A 17401-nucleotide genomic window follows, 5' to 3' on the forward strand; every position below is an offset into this window, starting at 1 on the left:
AATGGATTGATTTACGATAAATAAGTTCTTAAATCTCTAGCGTTTCCGGGCTTAGCCATAATTTCATTCGGGATAGTACCTCTTTGATATTCAGCGGCTTGCTAATATAGTCCGAAGCTCCTGCTGCAATACATTTATCACGATCTTCTTTCATGGCTTTAGCCGTTAATGCAATGATCGGCAGCTTGGTAAGCTTCAATCGTTCCCGAATTTGACGTGTCGTATCGTAACCGTCCAATTCCGGCATCATGATATCCATTAAAATGATATCGGGATTGGCTTCCCCGCTTTCCAGCATCTCGAGACATTCATACCCGTTCTGGGCGGTAATGATATGCATGCCATACTGTTCAAGTGCATTCGCAAGGGCATATACGTTGCGAATATCATCATCTACGACAAAAACCTGGCGTCCCCTTAATAGTGATTCTTCCAGAGGTGTCAGCAGAATCTCATCCTTTGATGTGTTAGACAGAGATCCCACGATTGGAATCGTTGTAGCTACCTCGTTCAGGAATAGTCGTGAAGCGTTCTTTGTCTCAGGCTCCTCAGGTCTCAATGGCAAGAAAAGGGTAAATACACTGCCCTGTCCTTCTCGGCTGGTCGCCGAAATGGAACCTCCAAGCAAAGTGGCAAGGGATTGGGAAATGGACAAACCGAGCCCGGTTCCACCGTATTTCCTTGCAGTCGCACCATCCGCTTGTTTGAATGCGTCGAAGATTTGCAGCAGCTTATCGTCAGCAATGCCGATCCCCGTATCACTGACCGAGAAAGCAATAACATCCGTTTCCGGGCCACCAGCCTCCGGGCTTGCCAGATTCATTCGGGAGATAGTCAGGGCAACTTCGCCCTCGTGTGTAAACTTGAATGCGTTCGAGAGCAGGTTTCTTAGAATCTGATGCAAGCGCATCTCATCCGTGACTATGGTTTCCGGCAAATGGCCTTGCATTTGAATCCTGAAGTCGATTCCTTTCTGCTCAGCGGTTTTTAAGAAATACTGATTCATCGTTTCCGGCAGCACGCCGAGATAAACATCGCCAAGATCAATGTCCATCTCACCTGCCTCCACTTTGGAAAGATCTAAAATGTCATTGATCAGATTAAGCAAATCTTTGCCTGAAGTATGAATGACAGATGCGTATTTTTGTTCTTCACTACTCAAGTGCTCATGTTTGTTTTCAGCCAAAATCTCGGACAGGATAAGCATACTATTCAGCGGGGTACGCAACTCATGTGACATGTTAGCCAAAAATTCGGATTTGTATCCCGAACTTGTCCGCAGTTGGTCAGCTACACTCGCAAGCTCGCTCGCTGAGTTCTCGGCTGCATTTTTTTGCACTTCCAGGCGCTCGTTCAGCATATGTAGCTCTTCGGTTTGCATTTGCAGTTCTTCTGTCTGTGACAGCATTTCCTCGGTCTGCACCTGAAGCTTCTCCGACTGAGCTTGAAGCTCCTCGTTCAGTACCTGGGATTCATCATATAACTGCTGCAGTTCCATGCGAGTCGCCGTGGAGTGGAGAGATACACTGAAGATTTCTATTAATTCACTAAGCTGTTCAAGTTCTTTCTCCTGTAATGGCTTTAATGAAGCCAGTTCTATCACCGCGATCGTTCGGCCTTCGAAGATCACAGGCACGACTGTAAGAGATGTTGCAGAAGCATGGCCTAGTCCCGAAGAGATGCGAATATAGTTCTGCGGCAGATCATTCATACGCAGTATCCGTTTCTCCACCGCACTTTGACCTACAAGCCCTTCGCCCGGTGCAAGTGATACTTTGCCAATGGAGCGCTCTTTGTCCCCGTCTGCTGCATAAGCAGCTACGCGCAACAGCCGATTATCTTTTGAGTAGTACAGTACACTGTAGGGAACCTCCAGCAGAGTGGCAAGCTCGCTCAGGAACAGACGTGACAATCCCTCCAGATTAGTCGGGTTCTGCAGGAGTGTGGCGATATTCGTAATCTGATCCTTCACCCGATTCTGCTCCTGCACCTTATCGAGCAACATGTTAGTCTCCCGTCCAAGGTCACCTACTTCATCCTCTGTTCGCACATGAATCCGTTCTGCTAAATTGCCCCCTTGGGAAATATCGCTAATGGTTTGTCTTACGTCGCGCAGCGTTCTAACAATATTACCAGACACCATGATCGCTGCTCCGATTGAAAATGCAGCAATAGCAGCCCATAGGGTGTACATGATCGTAAGCAGGGTTGAACTGCGTTCAGCAAGATTGCTTACTCGTGCTTCCGTCAAAGCAATTTCGGTATTCCGAAAACTTGTAAGTTGAGAACGAAGTAAATCGATTTCGTTCTTACCCGGATCGGATTGAAAAAACGTAATCACTTGCTCCTGATCACCCTGTTTTTTCAATTCAATGGACGGTTCTGCTGCAACCTCAATCCAGCGTTCAATATGCGTTTTAATCGTTTGCAAACTCTGTTGCTGGGATGGATTATCACTGATGAGCCCGTATAACTGGTCATAGTTCGAATTCCACTCCGAGAGTGCATGGTTGTAGGGTTCCAGGTAGCTGTCTTTACCTGTTAGCATGAATCCTCGCTGTCCTGTCTCCATATCGAGTACATCCTTCTCAATGGCATTGGTCAGGTTATGTACTTCGAGGTCATGATGACTTATAAAATCGTTTTCTTTTTGCAATTCGTTAATCTGAGCCGATAGAACCAGCAAGGCGGCTCCAAATAACATCACAACCACTAGATAGCCCAACAAAATTTTGGAGCGTATCGTAAACCTTCTCTTCTTCGACAACGCGGAAACCTCCAATGGAATCAATCAATTCACCGCACAACAATTTAGATCTGCTTATGTAGTTTATATGGATACATGAAGTCTGACAAGCATTATATCCGATCTAATCTTATTTCGACATTGACATAGTTCAAGGTTGTCATTCTGGGGTTAAACGCATTTCGGTGATATAGATAAAGTCTGAATGTTCTGAGGTTGTAAGCTGTGCGGAATTCATACATAGTCAAGAAGGTTTAGACATATTCTTAACAAGAAAAAACGACCTGCTTATTCAGGCCGTTTCTTCCTCTAGCGTTTTTAACTGTAAAAAAACTTAAGCTTTCGGAGCAATCATTTTCGCCGGATCCACATACTGATCGAACTGCTCTTCGGTAAGCAACCCGGTCTGCAAAGCAGCCTCTTTCAGAGACAATCCTTCTTTGTGAGCCAGCTTCGCAATCTTGGCTGCATTCTCGTATCCAATGTGCGGATTAAGAGCAGTAACCAACATAAGCGAATTGTTCAGGTTATGTTCGATTTGATCCAGATTAGGTTCAATACCTACTGCGCATTTATCGTTAAAAGCAATGATGGAGTCCGCAAGCAGTTGTACGGATTGGAGGAAATTGTAGATAATGACCGGTTTGAACACATTCAGCTCAAAGTTACCCTGACTTGCCGCGAATCCGATGGCTGCATCGTTCCCCATCACTTGCGTTACAACCATTGTCAGTGCTTCGCTCTGGGTTGGATTCACTTTGCCCGGCATGATGGAACTTCCCGGTTCATTCTCTGGAATACGGATCTCTCCGAGTCCACTGCGCGGACCACTTGCAAGCCAGCGCACGTCATTGGCAATCTTCATCAGATCAGCTGCAAGCGCTTTAACAGCGCCATGAGCATAAACGACTTCATCATGACTTGTAAGTGCATGGAATTTGTTCGGTGCCGATACAAAATCCTTACCTGTATGTTTTCCGATCTCCTTGGCTGTATAATCGCCAAAGTCAGGATGAGCATTGATTCCTGTTCCCACGGCGGTACCACCAATGGCCAGTTCCTTCATATAATGAACACTGTCACGAATCATGCGCTCACTCTTGTCCAGCATTGCTTCCCAGCCACTAATCTCCTGTCCGAGTGTGATAGGAGTAGCATCCTGCAGATGGGTACGACCAATTTTGATAATATCCTTGAAAGCTTCGGATTTGTCTGCAAAGGTGGATTTGAGTACAGCAATCGCTGGCAAGAGCTGGTCTTCGACAGCAAGTACACCTGCAACATGCAGGGCTGTCGGGAACGTATCGTTGGAGCTCTGGGACATGTTAACATCGTCATTCGGGTGCAAACGCTCTTCCTTGCCCTTCTGTTCAAGAAGTTGGTTACCCAAATTGGCGATGACTTCGTTCACATTCATATTGGATTGCGTGCCGCTTCCAGTCTGCCATACAACAAGCGGGAAATGATCGTCAATCCGACCGGCAATGATCTCGTCCGCTGCATAGGCAATCGCATCCGATTTGGCAGCAGACAGCTTGCCGAGCTTATGGTTGCTCGCTGCAGCACTCTTTTTCAAAATGGCAAGTGCACGAATGACTTCCATCGGCATATGCTCGTGACCAATCGGGAAGTTTTCCTTACTGCGCTGCGTCTGAGCTCCCCATAGTCTGTCTGCTGGTACCTTCATCTCTCCGAGCGTATCTCTTTCAATGCGGTATTCCACTTGATTTTCCTCCTCCAAAAAGATGAATTATGTCTCTCGAAAATTTAATTATCTTGTCATATTATACATGATTTTCGTTCAGGTTTTCACCTTTTCGACAAAATTGTAAGCGTACATCAAAACACGCAAATGATTATTGATCAATGAATTTACGAGTAGATTGGATACAAACGACTGGCTTGTTCAAAGATCTCACCAGGCTCAAGTCCAATTAATCCGATTTCTTCGGCTGGTAGGCCTTGTACATTCGGTGCATTAACCAAGTTCATTTGGGGTTCAGGACAGAAGAATCCACCTTCCGTGTTGTTGTTCCAGATCATCCAGTGTTTGTAAGATGCTCCCACATCATAAACCAATTTATCCCCTGTACGTTGGTTCGTGAGCTCCATATAATTTCGACCATTCTGTGGTTCCGCTGTATAGTGATTATCCATGGATTCGAAGAATGGGCTGACACCTTCTGCCTTTAGTTTCTCCTCATTCGGTGAAAGCGGTTGAAATTGGCCAGTAGGCAAAGAACGTTCATTTAGCTCACGGCGCTGACCAATGGTGATTTTGGTGGTATAATCCGACACATCACTGTCGGGTACAAAGGCCACATTAATGGCTGTGTGGAACGCAAACAAATTGGGCATAAGCTCTTTCCCGTTATTGCGAACCTTCAGCTGTTGTTGAAGCCCTGTGCTGTCAAGAGAATAGCGAAGCGTTACCGTGAACGTGAATGGCAAATATTGATGGAAAAGGTGTCCTTCTTTTATTTCTTGGCTCAGCAGGATATAACTCTCCAGTTCAGTCGTTCCATATCCTTCTACCTTCCATTCTGCTTCGTGCAAAAATCCGTGCAAATGATTGCCCGTAGCAGGTTCATTCACAGGTAATTGATAGATTTCGCCATTCCAAGGAAAGCGGCCATCTTCATATCGATTCGGTGGAGAAAGAACGGGAATGCCGTAAACGGCCGGAGCAGCCTTGAATGCATCCATATTATTCAAATCAGGTTCACGAAGATAGCGATGACCGCGCTCTGTATCACGAAACGCAACCAGGTTAGCACCCACGCTTGGGATTACGGCCACCTCAAATTGATTGAATCGAAGCCATACCGCCGGAATTCCGCCAAATTGCTCCTCATACGCTGAATTCTGCTGTGTCATTGTTATATGTACCTCCTGCATACTAGGGTTATATTATACGGCTCGAATATATCATGACTGGGCACAAAATACCAATCTGTGATATAGAACATTTTCATCGTCAGGCGACAAAAAAGACAGCTGCGCTGTCGGCGGCTGTCCTCTAAATGGCAATTCCGATTCGTTTAATCGACATATTTGCCGTGTTCCGGCACAGCATTCTGTTCGAAATTCATATCTAGCTGCTCAAGCGAATCACGCAAGAAATCACCTGTCAGCGAATGTCCGTGCCCTGTGACCACTACGCGCGGCTCCAAGTTCCTGATTACATGAACGGATCGATGAGCCTCGTCCCAGTCCGTTGTAAAGTATGCAGGTGGGCCATGCATTTGTTCATCCTGCAGCAGCACACTCCATAGCGATTCCTGTTTTACCGAAATAATGGCGTCCCCCGCAATGAGGAAACGGTCCTCCTCGCGAAAGAGCGACACATGACCAGGTGTATGTCCTGGTGTGTGGATCCAGCGCCATCCAGGCATACCAGGTACCGTATGATTCTCCGGCAGGCTGAAGATACGATCATCCAGGTTAATTGCTTCATTCGGATAGGCAAAAGACAATCTTGCCATCAGTCCCCCACCTACGGAAGGATCGGCTGGTGGATAATCTTTAAAGCCCGTTAAATAAGGTAACTCCAGTGAATGGGCAAAAACCGGCACACCCCAGAACTGTTCAAGCTCTATCACAGTACCTACATGGTCGAAATGACCATGTGTCAATATGATGGCGGACGGTGGTCCCTGAAACCGTTCTGCAGCGATCCGCACAATATGATCTGTAAATCCCGCCATCCCGCTATCCACTAGAATCCAGTTCCTGCTTCCCGGTTCACCGATGAATACTACATTAACAAATAATGTACGCAGACTGAGGATATCATGCGCGACTTCTTCAAGCCCCGTCATTCCTGCTGTGATCAGATTGTCAGATGTCATCCACGGTTACCTCCCATTCAGGCGATTGTCCCTCTGTTTGCCATCCATAGACTGCCCCTTTTTGGGATATCTATTCCTCTCATCTAATAAAAATTAGACGATGCATACCCGTTCGGGCACACACCGTCTAGTATAGTCTGTTCATTCACATAATAGAACAACTTCCTCTGTTCAGATTATGCAGGAAAGGCATCCAAAGCCGCGTCAAGCAGCTTGTCATATACATCGTCGTCGTTTTCGAGCAGCTCGTCCATACGCAGAAGTTCTTCTTCATCACCGGATTGCTCCGTGAAATGGAGGCTATAATCCCAATCTTTGCCGTTCTTGCTCATGAACGTTACCTCATAAATGGACTTTTCCCCTTCTGCACGAAAAACGGTTGTTCCAATATAGGATTTCTCGTCTTCCCGACGCATCTCGGCACGAATAATTTCGATATTCACCAACATACACTCCTTTAATCTCTCATCTGTAACAGGTCTACAACAATTATGGTAAACCTAGTTTGGTAATTATTATTGGTTAATTGTACAATATATATCGTAGCAACGTATACCTTATTCAAATGAAGGCCCTCGGGAGTATCCTTACATACATGAAATGAGGGCTTCATGTTCCAGTGAACGAGCTACGAAAACCTTATATACAGGAGGAGAATATAGCATGAATAATAATTTTGAGCTTCATCTGCAGCAGTACGCGGAACTAGCTGTCAAGGTGGGAGTAAACGTCCATCCTGGACAAACACTCGTTGTAAATGCACCAATCACTGCAGCACATTTTGTACGCAAGATCGTGAAGGCTGCCTATGAAACAGGTGCCAAGCTGGTCAAAGTAAACTGGAGTGATGAAACCGTAACACGTCTTCATTATGATCTCGCACCGGATGAGGCATTCTCTATCGAACCAAAATGGTTTGCGGGCGAAATGACCGAACTCGTTGAAGAAGGTGCTGCCATCCTGCACGTCATCGCGGAGAACCCTGATCTCTTAAATGGTGTGGCTCAAGAACGTATCGTGACCAGTCAAAAAGCGCGCGGAAAAGCACTGGAGAAATATCGTGCCTATCAGATGGCTGATAAATTCAGTTGGTCCATCGTTGCGGTCCCATCTCCAGAATGGGCTGCCAAAGTATTCCCGGATCTGCCTGCGGAGCAGCAAGTGGATAAGTTGTGGGATGTTATTTTCAAAACCGTTCGTATTGGCGAACAGGATGCTGTTTCCGAATGGAAAACACATTTGCAAAACCTGGATTCCCGTGCCGACCTGCTCAATACGAAAAAATATAAAAAACTTCACTATACTGCCCCTGGAACGGATCTGACCATCGAGCTTCCTGAAGGACACATCTGGGTATCCGGTGGCAGTGTGAATGAACAGGGTCATGTCTTTATCGCCAACATGCCAACAGAGGAAGTATTTACGGCTCCGCTGAAAACGGGTGTCAATGGCACCGTTCGCAGCACCAAGCCACTGAGCTATGGTGGTAATCTGATCGATGGATTCTCTCTTACTTTCGAGAATGGCCGTATTGTAGATTTTACTGCCGAACAAGGACATGACGCCCTGCAAAATCTCATCGAAATGGATGAAGGTGCACACTATCTCGGTGAGGTAGCTCTTGTTCCTCATAAATCACCAATTTCCGATACGAACATTTTGTTCTATAACACCCTGTTTGATGAAAATGCATCCAACCACTTGGCCATCGGTAATGCCTATGCATTCTGCCTGGAAGGCGGCAAAACCATGTCGAAGCAGGAACTGATCGATAATGGTTTGAACTCCAGCCTTACCCATGTGGATTTCATGGTTGGATCGGCTGACATGAACATTCACGGTGTCACTTCCGAAGGCAAAGAAGAACCGATCTTCCTGCAAGGTAACTGGGCATTCTAATTTTTTCGCTACATGGAGAGAGGAGATTACTCCTCTCTTTTCCTGCGTAAGCAGGTAAAATTATAGATACGGAGGTCACTACCATGTTAAGTTTTGAACAAAAATTGGATCGTTATGCCGAGCTGGCTGTCAAGGTGGGGGCCAATGTTCAACCTGGTCAAATTCTGGTCATCAGCGCCATGATCGATACAGCTGAATTTGTACGCCTGCTCGTTCGCAAAGCATACGAAGCCGGAGCCAAACAAGTCATCGTAAAATATGGAGATGAAACCGTCAATCGCCTAAGATTCGAGATGGCTCCGCTGGAATCATTCCAGGAACCACCAAAGTGGCATGCTGCAGAGCTTGAAGAGCTGGCAGCGAACAATGCTGCCTTTTTGACTGTACTTTCATCAAGTCCAGATCTGCTCAAAGGGATCGATCCTGAACGAATTTCGACCCATCAGCGTACATATGGACAAGCCATGGCCAAATATCGACAGTATCAACAGGCTGACAAAATGAGCTGGACAGGTGTAGCCTGCCCTTCACCGGACTGGGCTGCAAAAGTGTTCCCCGACCTGCCTGCTTCTGAGCAGATGAAGCAGCTATGGGAAGCCATTTTTGCCGCTGTCAGAGCAGATTTGGATCATCCAGTTGAAGCTTGGGAACATCATATTGATCTTTTGGAACATAAAGCGATAGCCCTAAACAGCAAAAAGTATAAAGCACTCCATTTTGTCTCTCCTGGAACGGATCTAACGGTTGAATTACCTGAAGGTCATATCTGGGCACAAGCAGGCAGTGTAAATGAACAAGGGACTCGCTTCGTAGCCAATATTCCGACAGAGGAAGTATTTACGGCTCCTAGCAAACACGGTGTCAACGGTACTGTGTCCAGCACCAAACCGCTGAGTTATGGCGGAAGTATTATCGATCGTTTCTCTCTCACCTTCGAGAATGGCCGTATCGTTGATTTTCACGCGGAAGAAGGTCAAGACACACTGGAAAGATTAATTAGCATGGATGAAGGATCTCACTATCTTGGTGAGGTTGCACTTGTACCCTTCCATTCTCCGATCTCCGAGAGCGGCATTCTATATTACACGACGTTGTATGATGAGAATGCTTCATGTCACCTCGCGATCGGCAGTTCCTATGCGTTCAATATGGAAGGTGGAAAAACCATGTCCTCCGAAGAACTTGCTTCTCGGGGCATGAATTCCAGCATTACGCATGTAGACTTCATGATGGGTTCTCCGGAGACCAATATTTACGGGATTACGGCAAGCGGAGAGCGGGAAGCAGTCTTCCTTAATGGAGATTGGGCATTTTAAGCTTTTTCCAATTCATAATCATGTTATATTGAAATTTTTAGGCTGTCTTGCAGACCAGATTGAGTGGTTTGGCGGACAGCCTCTTTTGGTTTCGGGGTTCACCTTTCTAAGGTTGTCATAGCAACCTCCCATTGTATCGTTTCCATATAATGTTGTAAAATGAAATGATACCAATGTTTGTGGATTGTTCACCAGAAAGGAGAACATCATGGCCAATCGGCTTCAATTACTCTTGGCCTCAGATTTCCATAATTTGAGCCCCACACTTCAGGAAGAAGTGTATTACGAATACTATAATATGGTTCACGGACTCATCGTTTATATCATCAAGGAACGTGCTGCAGCAGAAGACATTATTCAGGAAGCATTCATTAAAATTATTAAAAATAAACCCTCTTTCGAGAACGAAATCAAACTGAAAGCCTGGCTTAAGGTCGTCACCCGGAATACCGCCATTAATTATCTTAGAAAAAATAAAAATAACCGTAACCAACTGGATACGGATAGTGTTTTTATAGATATGGAGACGATCAATCAGACGGCAGCTTCCGTAGAGAGCACCGTGGAGACGCAAATGATGCAGGAATCTATTGAGTTCTATCTGGAGCAACTTAAACCGGAATACCGGGTATTAATAGAGCTGCGCTGGAAAGAAGGTCTCTCCTATCGGGAAATGGCTGAGCTGTTGGACACTTCGGAAGAAATTGTGAAACAACGTTTGTTCAGGGCCCGAGGCAGTATCAAGAAGCAATTACATAAGGAATGGGGTGGGACCATTGAGCAAAGGCAAGTCAGATAGACATATTGAGCATTATCATACAGAGCAGGAAGAAGAATATTTTGATGCCGCGTTTGATCTGGCCTTTGATGAGGCTTTCAATCAGGCTGTCTCTGCTACCCCTGCCCCCGACTCCCAGCAGATACATCAATCCTGGCTCCGTGTTCAAAAGGAAATTACCCGGATTGCCGTTAGAAAGAAAAGAATGCGTACCTTGAAATTATCCGTTGTGGTAGCTGCCTCCCTAACGATCGGGGGCGTCATTTTCAGTCTGCCCTCCGGAACGCAGGCCGTTTCCCCATTTGTTCAATCAATCAAGGATTGGGGCAATGGCATGAAATCCATCATTATTGAAGATCGCACCGCACAGCTTGGCGCAGATCCTTCTACCGCAAAAACACTCCCACCGCCTGAACCCGGACTTAACGAAGCTCCTATAATTGCTACTGGCGAGGAGGCCGAGAAGTTGCAAGAACAACCCGTGGAGAAAGACATTTTATTTGATGATATCGTCGTAACGGAAGAAATAGCCCGCTCGGGATTCAATGGTGACTTTTTGTTGTCGAGAGCTATACCCGAGCGTTTTAAAGAGATAAAATTTGAACTTACCGTGAATCCTGAAATTCCGTTTGATTCAGATGAGTATTATAAATCCGATCGTATGAGAGTCCGTTACACGGGTGATAGCGTGAATGGTGAAGAACAAATTATTCAATTTGATTATTACCATGTTAAACCTGGGCAGGTCATCCAAGGGACCATGCTTCGTGAAACCAGTGTAGTCAAATTAGCTGACGGTAGTGATGCTTTTGTATCCATCGGCCCGCCATATAATACCTTTCAGTGGATGATGGGTTCGGTCAACATGAGCTTGTTTGGAACGGTCACGAAGGAAGAAATGATTGCCATTGCCAATGACCTGCAGGAACAAAAATTCCCTGGCAGCACGAGACAATGAATCAAAATAATACATTATTTGAAATATGGATTGTATTTTCAGAATTCGTTCCGTCATTCGCAGTATGTGTGCTAACGACCCGGTAGTAATAACCTGTAATCACCGTCCAGCTCGACTGTGCTGACAGGGATTGTGTTTGTGTTTTACTTTTGGTACCAGACCGATACGTCACCCAATTTGAGCCCGTCCAGCGTTCCAGCCGGTAATCGACCTGAAGTGATTTCATTTCCTTGTAGGTGGTTGTTGATGTAGTGACGTTCGCTGTCAGCCCTCCTCCCGGAGAAACGTTCCCTGCTGCCTGATATATATACTTGAGAGCTGCCAGTGAGTGAACAGTTTGCTCCTCTGGCGGTGGTGGTGCAGTGAGTGCACCAGATACAATGTCAGGACTAGCTGCGGCAGTGCTGCCAACAGGAATGGATAGAATTGCAGGTACCGATAATGCAGCAACGAAGGTGATTTTCAAAAGGGATGACAGACTCATTTTTAACATATGTATTCCTCCTCCAATGTCATATTTGATTTTGTGTAAGGTATAAACGGACAGAGTAGGTCATAGGTTTCAAAAATAAAAAAGACGCTCCGACCTTCATGTCGGTAGCGTCTTTTCTTACTGTGAAATCTGCAGCGTGAGTGAAACCTAAATATTTTCCATTTCGTATAGGCTTTAGAGAGTCATACCCACGTTATTTATAACTCAATGATACTCGTGGCGATATTCGAGCAAAATTCGCTGTCATGCTCCACAAAAAGAAGTGTTGGCGAGTGTTCAAGCAGCAAGTCTTCAATTTGCATACGTGAAATGACATCAACAAAATTAAGTGGTTCATCCCAAACGTGCAAATGTGCTTCCTCACTGAGGCTTTTGGCAATCAGTACTTTCTTTTTTTGTCCAGCACTAAACGTGGAGATATCCTTATCCAGCTGCAGCCTGGAGAAATCCAGTTTCCGTAATATTGATTTGAAGAGACTTTCATCAATACCCTGTGACATCGCGTACTCGGATAAGCCTCCCGCGAGACCCGATGTATCCTGTGATACGTACGATATTTTAACCTGAGGATCCTTGCGAAGATGACCTGTGTAGTCAATATCCTCGCCGCAAATTAACTTTAGAATGCTTGACTTACCTGAACCATTCTTACCGTAAAGAGCGATTCGGTCCCCTTTTTCAACCGTTAAATAAATATCCTTACAAACGATATTGGAGCCATATGCAATCGACACATTTTCCAATTGAACGATTTCATTTTTGTGATACTCCAATTGATGAATCTGCAGCCGCTCCGAACTTTCGATATTCTTGAGAAGTTTGGATTTTTCTTGAATGGCAGATTGCTGCCGTTGTTCGATGTTTTTGGAACGTTTCATCATTTTGGCAGCCTTGTGCCCAATGTAGCCTTTATCCACTTTGGAACCGGAGTTTCTAGTCCCATTTTTGGACTTTTCAACCTCATGTGACCAACCGCCAGTCCGTTTAGCGGAGTCGGATAAGCGTTTAATGTCTTTCTGTAACTTTTCGTTGCTTGCAAGTTCATATTGATCCTGTCTCTTCTTATTCTCCCACCAGGCGGAAAAGTTGCCTTTTTGAATCTCGATATTTGTTTTATTGATCGAAAGGATATGGTCTACGCTGTGGTCCAGGAAGGATCTATCGTGCGATACCAGGATAAAACCACTTTTTTTGCTTAGATAGCTGCTAACGAGCTTTCTGGCATGCATGTCAAGATGATTGGTTGGCTCATCAATGAGCAAAAATTGATTTTCCTTCATGAACAAGGCAGCCAGCATGACTTTCGTTTGCTCTCCATTGGATAGGGAATCGAATGGTCGATACAGAACATCTTCGGAAACTTTCAGAAGGTTAAGCTCCCGCACCAGTTCCCAATGCTGATAGTCTGGATAAACATCACTTATCACATCAAGCGTCATCGAGTCTTTATTCTCAACTGGGAAAGGAAAGTACTCGAAATCAACCTGAGCAGAGATGGTACCACTATATTCATATTTGCCAAGCAAAAGGTTAAGGAAAGTTGTTTTCCCTCTCCCGTTTCTTCCGGTAAAGCCTAATTTCCAGTCGGAGTCCAATTGAAAACTCACATTTTCGAAAATATTATCGTAACTGCCGTCATAGGCAAAAGTCAGGTTTGATACGTTTATCATTGACATAAGGGATCATCCTTTTCATTTATATTCAGATGGCTAAATAAATGAGGTTATGATCATGACATGATTCCCTTATTGTATCCCATCTTGAAAGAATCCAAGCATACGAAGCTCAAAGCCAGGTAAAACGATGCGTGAATGGATAAAGCTCCGAATTCCGATTCATGATTTGGTGAACCATGCCAATGTTCATATCCAGTGACAGGTCCACATAAACATCTACAACCTCTAATTCAGTCATAACTCTATCCCCCTTTAAAATCATATGGCTTCAACTTTTAGATACAGAAAACTTAACATGGATAGGATTCGTGGGTCAAGGATGTGGTTCAGAGTTCGCAGAACGATCCGTGCGCAGCAAAGGGAGCCCGTTCTTATCCGGATCTGGACAAGTGCTCGCTCCCTTTAGAATGGATTTCTATTCAATAACACGGCAATCTGCCATGACTTCCGGTTTATAACGCATACTGTCTGTCTCCGTAATTTTGCGAATGACTCTGCAGGGTACACCTGCTGCGAAGGAGTCTGCCGGAATGTCCTGGGTCACTACACTTCCGGCACCAATTACACATCGGTCTCCGATGGTAACTCCTCCGCATACCGTTACATTAGCAGATAGCCATACATCGTTTCCGATCGTTACGGGTTTGGCGTAACATAACGTCTTCGGGTCACCGTTCTGATCTAGCATTTGCCGGCGTTCAGACGCAACAAACGGGTGAATTGGAGTAACAATCGTTACATTAGGTCCAAAACTGGTGTAGTCTCCAATGGTAACCTTAGCATCGTCCTGAATGGTTAGATTGTAGTTCGCAAAGAAATGATGACCGATCTCTGTGTGAACACCATAATGAAAGAATACAGGCCCTTGAATGAAGCAGGATTCCCCTTTGCGACCAAGAATCTGTGTCAGAATCGCTTCACGTTCCTCTGCCTGATCCTCGAACATCTGGCTGTATTGATGGCTCAAGTTGTGCGAACGAAGTTTAATGCTCTTTAGTTCCGGGTGGCTGGGACTGAATAAAATCCCGTTCAATATCCGTTCTTCCTCAGTCATGTGATCAACTCCCATTCAATTCACGTTTTTTTGAAGGTCCATACAGTCTTGGATTGTCAGGAGAACACCGTTCTCCTCGTTGGATTTCGTAATAAAACGTGCTGCTTTTTTGGTATTCTCACAAGCATTGCTGACGGCAAAGCTGTATTTGGCAATAGACATTAGCTCTACATCATTCTCTCCGTCTCCAAAGGACATCGTTTCTTCATAAGTTACGCCGAGCAGCTCCTGCAATTTTTTAACCGTCTCTCCTTTATGCGTATGAAGTGCCGTGATATCAAGCCACTTTGGTTCTGAATCCACAATGTAGATTTGGCCGCCAAGTGTCTTTTCTACATGTTTCCTTAAGGCATTACTCCGTTCCTCTGTATCGTATACTGTTATTTTGATAAAACGGCTGTCGATCTCCTGGAATGAGTCAATCTTCTTAACCTGTTCGTATGAGCTTTTAACCACGTTGTACATTCCCTCGGAGATGGAAGAGTGAACATATGCTGCATCGCTTGCACATACAATGAGGGTCATGTCTGGGGCAAAACGTTGTATCGTTTCAATGCTTTGTAATGCAAGCTCACGATCAATGCTGAATTCTTTTACAACTTCCCCATCTTTCTTAATTCTGGCTGCACTATCTCCAAGTACCCATATCCCCTTGCCATGTTCTCCAAATAATTTTTCTACCCGTTCACACTGTTTTCCTGTGCATGCCACAAAGGTCATTCCCTGCTTCTGCATTTCTGCATGCACTTTGTTGAATAATTCAATATCGAATAATCCCTTGTTGTTCAGGAACGTCCCATCTAAGTCAGTTACTACAAGTTTAATCATTTAGCAATCCCCTCTTTGTTTAAGGCTAGTTCATTACACTTTTCATACAAACTTTATAATGTATGTTTATAAAGAGGACAGAAAAATAAGATGATCATGTTTACTTGGCAATCGGTATGCAATTAATAAACTACATAGCAAGCGTAATCCATGTAACTGGTTTCATGTCAACCCTCTTTTTTCAGAACCATACATCTGTCACTCAAACCAATCATCGATTGAGCGCATGGGTTTCACTTCAATAGACTGTTTCGACAAAGCTAAACACGCATAGGCTGCGGCCCAGATGATAACAGCTAAAATAACATATGCCATTTTCTCACCTCCCCACTTTCTGAGATTTTAGGAGTATGCGATTCACGGTTTCCGCGCTAAATAACATCAATACGAGCAGAACAAGCACTACAACCGGAAATGAATCTGTACTGGTCTTCGCTGCAAGAAACCCAAAGAGCGGAGGAAGCAGCGTCGTACCGCTATAAGCGACAGCCATCTGGTATCCCATTAACTTAACGGAGTTTTCTTTCCCGAAGCGAGCCGGCGTTTCATGCAAAAGTCCAGGGTAGATTGGAGCAAGACCCAGCCCGATTAAAATAAAACCTGCTACCGAAAACGATGAAGGAAGCGGAAGTAACAAAAGAAGACCTCCCAAGATCGTGATCCATTGCCCATAGCGAATCAATAATCGGTTATGGACTCTTAACGAGATAAAACCTGTAATGAACCTGCCAAACGTAATACCTCCGTAATAAAGAGAGATCCAACCCGCCGCCATCTCTGCCGAGATACTTCTCGTTCCAACCAAGTAACTGGCTCCCCATAAACCTACTGTGGTTTCAACCCCGCAATATAACAGAAAAGCGAGCAACGAGGGCTTAACCCCTCTTAATCTCAAGACGTTCCCCGGCATACGTAATTCCGATTTCGTCTCGCTATCGGCCATCGTTGTTGGTGCAGTTTCGCGCAATGCAGCTACCCTTTTCCACAACGGCAGCGTTATAAGAAGTACGATAACCAGTACGAACTGGATGACACCAACTGCAGCATAACCGCCTCTCCAGAAGTTCTGGTCTGCTATATAACCGGCCATGATGATGGGACCCATGGTAGCGCCAACGCCCCAGAAGCAATGCAGCCAGTTCATATGATGTGCTTGGTAATTTGCAGCGACGTAGTGATTCAACGCTGCATCCACAGCTCCTGCGCCCAAGCCGAGTGGAACGGCCAAGATCATAAACCATATCATGGAAGGTGCCATGGAAAATCCAATTAACGAAATTGCGGTTAGCAAACAACTGAACAACGTAATGTTACCTGTACCCATTTTCTGAATCATCTTCCCACTTGCCAGACTGGAAACGATGGTGCCTGCGGCAATAATCATGGAAATGAACCCTGCTGAGCCTACGGACGAACCTATTTCTGGCCATATGACCGGCCATGCAGATCCAAGCAGCGAATCCGGAAGCCCGAGACTTATAAAAGCCAGATAGATTACGATGAGAAACCAGGTTGCCATCTTTGTAACTCCTCTCTTGATGTAGTTCATCACCCACGTTAATAAATATACTTTATAAAGTATTTAAGATAAATATGCGGGATATGGTCTTCCTTTGTCAATACTCATCCTATGAGCAACATCAGATATATATATTAATCTTCAGCCAAATCCGGAAAACCGTAACATTTAATCGAACTTTTATATTGAATGTTCATTGGGGAGAAAGGCCTTGCAGAGTTTAATATCCATGCACCTTAGCCCAAAGTTTGAAATCTCAAAACATGAAAAAAGCAGCCAGGAT

The 17401-nt window shown here is 45.0% G+C and carries 15 protein-coding genes; 4 read left to right on the forward strand and 11 right to left on the reverse strand.

Annotation, left to right across the window (positions count from 1 at the left end; translation table 11 throughout):
- Positions 1-28 precede the first annotated feature (28 nt).
- From MH144_RS04255 to MH144_RS04275, 5 genes are all read right to left on the reverse strand, one after another.
- Positions 29-2767 carry a CHASE3 domain-containing protein gene (locus MH144_RS04255; protein ID WP_239297813.1) on the reverse strand — a complete coding sequence of 913 codons (2739 nt, stop codon included), beginning with the start codon at positions 2765-2767 and terminating at the stop codon, positions 29-31.
- 313 nt (positions 2768-3080) lie between these two features.
- A complete protein-coding gene (gene fumC, locus MH144_RS04260; protein WP_239297814.1) occupies positions 3081-4469 on the reverse strand; it encodes a class II fumarate hydratase in 1389 nt (462 codons plus the stop codon).
- A gap of 149 nt (positions 4470-4618) precedes the next feature.
- The gene (locus tag MH144_RS04265; RefSeq protein ID WP_239297815.1) at positions 4619-5623 is read right to left on the reverse strand and encodes an aldose 1-epimerase; all 1005 of its coding nucleotides are present in this window, start codon (positions 5621-5623) and stop codon (positions 4619-4621) included.
- A gap of 164 nt (positions 5624-5787) precedes the next feature.
- Positions 5788-6597, reverse strand: coding sequence for an MBL fold metallo-hydrolase (locus MH144_RS04270; protein WP_239297816.1), 810 nt, complete (start codon positions 6595-6597; stop codon positions 5788-5790).
- A 176-nt stretch (positions 6598-6773) separates the two neighbouring features.
- The gene (locus MH144_RS04275) at positions 6774-7046 is read right to left on the reverse strand and encodes a hypothetical protein (protein ID WP_221192408.1); all 273 of its coding nucleotides are present in this window, start codon (positions 7044-7046) and stop codon (positions 6774-6776) included.
- 214 nt (positions 7047-7260) lie between these two features.
- Here MH144_RS04275 and MH144_RS04280 point away from each other — a divergent pair, with 214 nt between their 5' ends.
- From MH144_RS04280 to MH144_RS04295, 4 genes are all read left to right on the forward strand, one after another.
- Positions 7261-8496, forward strand: coding sequence for an aminopeptidase (locus MH144_RS04280; RefSeq protein WP_239297817.1), 1236 nt, complete (start codon positions 7261-7263; stop codon positions 8494-8496).
- 83 nt (positions 8497-8579) lie between these two features.
- A complete protein-coding gene (locus tag MH144_RS04285) occupies positions 8580-9812 on the forward strand; it encodes an aminopeptidase (RefSeq protein ID WP_239297818.1) in 1233 nt (410 codons plus the stop codon).
- A gap of 208 nt (positions 9813-10020) precedes the next feature.
- Complete coding sequence (locus MH144_RS04290) at positions 10021-10611, forward strand: RNA polymerase sigma factor (protein WP_239297819.1); 591 nt, start codon at positions 10021-10023, stop codon at positions 10609-10611.
- The gene (locus MH144_RS04295; RefSeq protein ID WP_239297820.1) at positions 10589-11548 is read left to right on the forward strand and encodes a hypothetical protein; all 960 of its coding nucleotides are present in this window, start codon (positions 10589-10591) and stop codon (positions 11546-11548) included. Before MH144_RS04290 ends, MH144_RS04295 begins: the two co-directional genes overlap by 23 nt.
- Position 11549: 1 nt before the next feature.
- On the opposite strand, the gene MH144_RS04300 is transcribed toward MH144_RS04295, so the two are convergent.
- The 6 genes from MH144_RS04300 to MH144_RS04320 all read right to left on the reverse strand — a co-directional run bounded on the left by MH144_RS04300 (position 11550) and on the right by MH144_RS04320 (position 17118).
- Complete coding sequence (locus MH144_RS04300) at positions 11550-12041, reverse strand: hypothetical protein (protein ID WP_239297821.1); 492 nt, start codon at positions 12039-12041, stop codon at positions 11550-11552.
- Positions 12042-12238: 197 nt separating this feature from the next.
- On the reverse strand, positions 12239-13717 hold the full coding sequence (locus MH144_RS04305; RefSeq protein WP_239297822.1) for an Lsa family ABC-F type ribosomal protection protein: 1479 nt from the start codon (positions 13715-13717) through the stop codon (positions 12239-12241).
- A 109-nt stretch (positions 13718-13826) separates the two neighbouring features.
- Positions 13827-13955: a hypothetical protein gene (locus MH144_RS30725; RefSeq protein ID WP_275439953.1), complete on the reverse strand. Its 129-nt coding sequence runs from the start codon at positions 13953-13955 to the stop codon at positions 13827-13829.
- Positions 13956-14132: 177 nt separating this feature from the next.
- Positions 14133-14771 carry a sugar O-acetyltransferase gene (locus MH144_RS04310; protein WP_239297823.1) on the reverse strand — a complete coding sequence of 213 codons (639 nt, stop codon included), beginning with the start codon at positions 14769-14771 and terminating at the stop codon, positions 14133-14135.
- Positions 14772-14786: 15 nt separating this feature from the next.
- Positions 14787-15599 carry a Cof-type HAD-IIB family hydrolase gene (locus MH144_RS04315; RefSeq protein ID WP_239297824.1) on the reverse strand — a complete coding sequence of 271 codons (813 nt, stop codon included), beginning with the start codon at positions 15597-15599 and terminating at the stop codon, positions 14787-14789.
- A gap of 319 nt (positions 15600-15918) precedes the next feature.
- Positions 15919-17118: an MFS transporter gene (locus tag MH144_RS04320; RefSeq protein WP_239297825.1), complete on the reverse strand. Its 1200-nt coding sequence runs from the start codon at positions 17116-17118 to the stop codon at positions 15919-15921.
- Positions 17119-17401 lie beyond the last annotated feature (283 nt).

The organism is Paenibacillus sp. ACRRY (assembly GCF_022346995.1).
Classification (GTDB): Bacteria; Bacillota; Bacilli; order Paenibacillales; family Paenibacillaceae; genus Paenibacillus.

Bases quoted from the DNA above. Each gene is read 5' to 3' on its own strand.
- MH144_RS04265 (WP_239297815.1), bottom strand. From the start codon at position 5,623: ATGACACAGCAGAATTCAGCGTATGAGGAGCAATTTGGCGGAATTCCG.
- MH144_RS04270 (WP_239297816.1), bottom strand. From the start codon at position 6,597: ATGACATCTGACAATCTGATCACAGCAGGAATGACGGGGCTTGAAGAA.
- MH144_RS04275 (WP_221192408.1), bottom strand. From the start codon at position 7,046: ATGTTGGTGAATATCGAAATTATTCGTGCCGAGATGCGTCGGGAAGAC.
- MH144_RS04280 (WP_239297817.1), top strand. From the start codon at position 7,261: ATGAATAATAATTTTGAGCTTCATCTGCAGCAGTACGCGGAACTAGCT.
- MH144_RS04285 (WP_239297818.1), top strand. From the start codon at position 8,580: ATGTTAAGTTTTGAACAAAAATTGGATCGTTATGCCGAGCTGGCTGTC.
- MH144_RS04290 (WP_239297819.1), top strand. From the start codon at position 10,021: ATGGCCAATCGGCTTCAATTACTCTTGGCCTCAGATTTCCATAATTTG.
- MH144_RS04300 (WP_239297821.1), bottom strand. From the start codon at position 12,041: ATGTTAAAAATGAGTCTGTCATCCCTTTTGAAAATCACCTTCGTTGCT.
- MH144_RS04305 (WP_239297822.1), bottom strand. From the start codon at position 13,717: ATGTCAATGATAAACGTATCAAACCTGACTTTTGCCTATGACGGCAGT.
- MH144_RS30725 (WP_275439953.1), bottom strand. From the start codon at position 13,955: ATGACTGAATTAGAGGTTGTAGATGTTTATGTGGACCTGTCACTGGAT.
- MH144_RS04310 (WP_239297823.1), bottom strand. From the start codon at position 14,771: ATGACTGAGGAAGAACGGATATTGAACGGGATTTTATTCAGTCCCAGC.
- MH144_RS04315 (WP_239297824.1), bottom strand. From the start codon at position 15,599: ATGATTAAACTTGTAGTAACTGACTTAGATGGGACGTTCCTGAACAAC.
- MH144_RS04320 (WP_239297825.1), bottom strand. From the start codon at position 17,118: ATGGCAACCTGGTTTCTCATCGTAATCTATCTGGCTTTTATAAGTCTC.